Genomic DNA, 3,387 nt, shown 5'->3' with positions numbered 1-3,387 from the left:
GTTAGGTGCGGTGCGGTGCTGTCGTGAGGGTTGGGCATCGTCGGGTCCGGTGCCCGAGCTCAGCGTTGAAGATCATCTGCTGTCCCGGATTGGCTTATTATCGGCTCGGATTTCCCCGGATTTGCATAGACCATCTCCGGGGGTTCGGGCCTGGGGGCTCTCGGGTCGTCGTGCCGGGCTGGTGGCCGCGTGGCGGCCGCCGGGAGCGGGTGAGGCGCGGCGCTGATCGGCTTTGATGGGGCTTTGAACTGGCTGGAAGCGCCTGAGAAGCGGCATTGACGCGCTTCTGGGGTGGGTCCGGTCGGTTATGGCGGGTGGACCTGTGGTGGTGGTGCCCGGTGGGTCGGGCTGGCGCCCGACACCTCAACCACCCTGCTTCGCTGACGGCCGGTCGAGGTGTCGGGCGCCAGCCCGACCCACCGGGAGGGTGGTCGCGGAGCGGCCATGATCATCAGTACGTAGTTCCATGCTTTGAGAGAAGGAAGGTCAAGGTCAAGGTCAACTGACTGCGGCGAGGGTGGGCGGTTTGGGTTGATTTGGGCGTATCTGTCCGTAGTGCGTAGTGTGCTGAGCGTGTTCGTGTGATTGCTGCTGGTAGTGGTTCTTGACCAGTGGGGGGGGGCGTGTTCGCATGCGGTCATGGGAACGAAGAGGTTCGCGTGTGCGTCCCGTGTTATCGGGACCGTGTTGGCTGTGGCTGTTGCGATGGGGTCGGCTACGGGGATCGCTTCGGCTGAATCTGCGCATTTCGCCGAGGGGGCGGCCGAGGTTGGCAGTAGCTTTGCATCACTGTCGCCCAGTCCGGATCATTTTACTTACACGGCACAGGCTGATGGCGAAACGTTGCTGCTGAAAGTGTCGCCTGAAGTTCATTTCGTAAAGCAGGGAAGTGTTACAACCCTGAAGCTCGGGAACGACACTCTCGAAACTCTCCCCTCGACGGCTTCGAGCGATCAGCGTGGGACTGTGCGTTTGCAGTATGAACTGGTGTCTCCTTCGGTCGTTCGAGTGATCGTCAATCCGTCATCTCATGATCAGAGTCCAGGAGACAAAGCTGTTCCCTATGGGTGGTGGAAGGACTGGGGGAAGTGCGCTGCCGGTATTGCTGGTGGCGCTGTCTCTGGGGCGACGACGGTTGGGCTTGGCGGGGCTGCTGTGGGGGCAGTGACGATTCCTATTGCCGGTTCCGTCCCCGGAGGAGCTATTGGTGCTGTTGGTGGTGGGATCGGCGGCGGGCTTACGGGCGCTGTAGCGGCGTGCTGATCTGGGAGCGCAGGTATGCAGAATGGCATTTCTGAACATGAAGTGGTGAAGCGGCTTTCCTTTGCTCTTCGTGGGGCATGGCTTGGCCTGGCGATCTGGGTATGCACTCAGTTCGTGGTCGGAAATATTCACGTCCTATGGAAGCAGGGAATGTTCCATATGCAAGTTGGAGTAATTCTGACGCTCACAATCGTGCGTGCGATAAAGAAGCGGCGGGCCAGGCGTGAGATGTCGAAGGAAAGCGAATAGCGGTGTTCGCGGTCTCCGCGTGTAGCCCTCGAAGTCTGTATCTGGTCGTGGGCAAGTCGATCCGGACCGGAGCCCGCCCCGGCGGGTGAGGACCGGAAGCGGCGCGGCAGCCCGGGGTTGTTCGGCTCAGCGCAGCGACCCGCCCTGCGGGACCCCGGCTTTTGCGATACCCACTTAGCCGGGCTAAGTGTCTAGCTCGCTGCGCTCCGCCGCAGGCGGGGCCGTGGCCGTCCTCCCGGGGGGGGGGGGGGGGGGGGGGGGGGCGTCCGGGAGTGAAGCGTCTGCGCGGGACCGGCACCCGGCCCGGTGATCATCAGATGATGCATAGGTGTGGTGGCTGTTGATCTTGGGGTGGCGGTGTCTGGTCGGAGGCCGGTCGGGTGGGATGACACGCCCGTCTGACCTGGGGGTACGCGACATACGGGCGTGTGACCTGGAAATATGTAAGTCGGAATCTAGACAACCAAGTCAGAGTTTCGGGTGAGCGCGAGCGAGCCCGCCCCCTCCGGCCGCGTCAGCGGCCGGAGACAACACAGGGCGAAGCTCAACGCCCTAGACCGGCACCGCGCCCCCCTTGCGGCGGTGGTGAGGAGTTCCCCCGGATGACCGGCTCTGACCTGTGGGTTCCCCCCGGCGCTGTTCCCGATGCCGGTTCCCGGGGCTCTGAGAGCCTCTGTGAGGCCCCGTTTGATCCCCCGGGCTACCTAGTCGGGGGTCTGCCGTTTGAGGCGGCTACGGCGATCTGGGGGCGTTTGTGGACGTCGCGGTACCCACTCGCCGCGGACGAGTTCGACGACGGCGTGTGGCGGCAGACCAGGGAGGAGGCGATGACCCGGATGCACGTCGAGCTGCACCCCAAGCAGGTGTGGGGGTTGATCGGCATCGACGGCGACAGCGCCGACGCGGTCCTGCGGATGGTCTCCACCGTCGACAGCCACCCGATGCCGAACGTGATCATCGAGAACGCCGTCAACGGCCACGCCCACGCCGGGTTCGGCATCACGACACCGATCAACGTCACCAACTACGGATCACGCCGCGCGGTCCGCTACGGCCTCTCCATCGAAGAAGCACTTCGACGCGCCGTCGGCGGGGACCCGTCCTATCCCGGGCGGCTGATCAAAAACCCGTTCCACTCCCGCTGGATCACCCACTTCCTCCACGACAAAACCTCCACCCTCAACCAGTTCGGGGCGATCCTGACCGCCGCCGGACACATGCCCGGCCGGGGCTGGCACAACCAACGCCGCCGCGAACCCGTCGGCTACTCCCGTAACGAAACCCTGTTCCACATGGTCCGCCGCTTCGCCTACCGCGAAATGCGGCACCACTGGGGCGACGCCGAGGGCTACCGCGCCGCTGTCGCCAAACACGTCGCGATCCTCAACGCCGATTTCCCGATCCCCCTCGGCGGGAACGAACTCGGCCACATCTCCCAGTCCATCTCGGACTGGACGATCAACTACTCCCGCATGTGGAACGACGGCCCCGCCGCCTACGACGCAGCATTCTCCGCCATCCAAGCAGCGCGCGGACGCAAAGGCTCCGGACGCAACGGCGGACTCATCGGCGGCCGAATCCGTGGACAGAGTCGATCGGAAGAGTCTCGTTTGCTCCATGCCGGGATTCAAGCGGCAGCTTCGCGATGACGGCCCGAACTCCAGCGCGCCGCACTAGAACCGCCCGCGAAATAGCGGATGAATTTGGCGTGACTCCTCGAACCGTCCGCGCGATGGTCGCTGAGCCGCGTCCTGAATACGAGCGACGAGCCAAGGCGCGCCGCTCGCTAGCTGTGAAGCTTCGCCTTCAAGGGCTCACCTACCGAGAGATCGCCGACCGCACCGGCGACAGCATCGGCACTGTCGGCTGCCTCCT

Annotated in this window: 2 protein-coding genes; both read left to right on the top strand. The window is 64.4% G+C overall.

Annotated features, from left to right (window positions below):
• Positions 1-693 precede the first annotated feature (693 nt).
• Positions 694-1,263, top strand: a complete 570-nt coding sequence (locus KPL59_RS13090) for a hypothetical protein (RefSeq protein WP_226360936.1) — start codon at positions 694-696, stop codon at positions 1,261-1,263.
• An 851-nt stretch (positions 1,264-2,114) separates the two neighbouring features.
• Entirely contained in the window at positions 2,115-3,161 is a 1,047-nt protein-coding gene (locus KPL59_RS13085) for a replication initiation protein (RefSeq protein ID WP_226360937.1), read from the top strand.
• Positions 3,162-3,387 lie beyond the last annotated feature (226 nt).

Origin of the sequence: Pseudonocardia sp. ICBG1142, from assembly GCF_020496255.1 — a bacterium.
GTDB lineage: Bacteria > Actinomycetota > Actinomycetes > Mycobacteriales > Pseudonocardiaceae > Pseudonocardia.
Note: the sequence above shows the minus strand (reverse complement) of the source record. Positions and strands in the feature narration are given on the sequence as shown.

Coding starts and splice junctions, on each gene's coding strand:
- KPL59_RS13085 (WP_226360937.1), top strand. CDS start 2,115: ATGACCGGCTCTGACCTGTGGGTTCCCCCCGGCGCTGTTCCCGATGCC.